The sequence below is a fragment of the Alistipes intestinihominis genome, assembly GCF_040095975.1.
Classification (GTDB): domain Bacteria; phylum Bacteroidota; class Bacteroidia; order Bacteroidales; family Rikenellaceae; genus Alistipes; species Alistipes senegalensis.
In genome coordinates this window covers 1-1050 of the sequence record NZ_JBBMFL010000047.1, presented here as the reverse complement: position 1 = coordinate 1050, position 1050 = coordinate 1, and the positions used below count along the sequence as shown (strand labels likewise).

The following is a 1050-nucleotide window of genomic DNA, read 5'->3' as shown; positions in this document are numbered from 1 at the left end:
AATGGGCAAGTCGTTCAGATAGAGTGTGATTATGACTTTCCCTATAGTTGGTCGCCTGCAAGATTATCCTCAATTTGTGCTCTCATTGATGGCGAAAAGAAAGAGGGACAGCAGTTGTGTCTTGATGCAAAATTTTTACGAGGCAAGAGTGCTGGAGAATATCAGCAAAGAGGCAAATTTGTCCACAAAGGAGATAATATCATTCTTGTGGATGGGGAGAACTCCGGCGAGGTTTTCACAGTGCCTTGCGATGGCTATATGGGTAGCACATTCAAACAACTCTGGGTCAGTTCTGTTATGCATTTACCGTATGTCTTAAACTTTATTCTGTTCTACAAGGAGTTATTGCGAAAGTCTAAACGAGGCGCAGCCATTCCTCATCTAAACAAGGAGATATTCTATTCGCTTATTATCGGTATCCCACCGTATCAAGAGCAAGTGAAAATTGTGAACAAAATCAATGAAGTATGCAGCAAAATTAAGGGCTGATTAGCCCCTAATCTTGCTGTATATTAATTTTATCTTTGCTACAATTCTTTTTTGCTCAAGTAACGGCGGCAATGGAATCAATAAACTATTTAGACTTTTATTATTAAGAGTTTTACCTTTTATAGCATCTTTGGAATCTCCACTTAAGGAAATTGTCGGGAGAATATGGAACAGATAATTTCGAAATATATTATCAACATCTACATATGGTACAATCGTGATTATAGCTTCGTTATGATAGGCATCTATCCCTAAGATAGATGTGCGTCCTACAGTAAGTTTGAAACTCATAAGCAAACTCCCCTTAGGGCTTGGACGATACTTAAAGATTTCATTAACAGCCATATCTGACACTTTTTCTTTTACTGTTTTTATTATCCCTCCTTCAACCATATCCGATATTGAAACCCAATCATGTGTACCATTACTCCAATATACCTGCTCCCCACGTGGCGGTGTCTTTCCTATACGCATTTTTACTATTGTGCCTAATCTACACCATTGCCATGTTTCAGGAATTTCAAAAGGAATATCGTCAGTTATATCAACTACTTCAGACTC

The 1050-nt window shown here is 38.1% G+C and carries 2 protein-coding genes; one reads left to right on the top strand and one right to left on the bottom strand.

The features are described from left to right. Positions 1-489: restriction endonuclease subunit S (locus WMO46_RS15560; protein WP_349094660.1), on the top strand; the 489-nt coding region annotated here is incomplete at its 5' end. Here the strand turns inward: WMO46_RS15560 and WMO46_RS15555 are convergent. Further along, the coding region (locus tag WMO46_RS15555; RefSeq protein WP_349094659.1) for a restriction endonuclease subunit S at positions 490-1050 on the bottom strand (561 nt) is incomplete at its 5' end. It lies immediately after the preceding gene.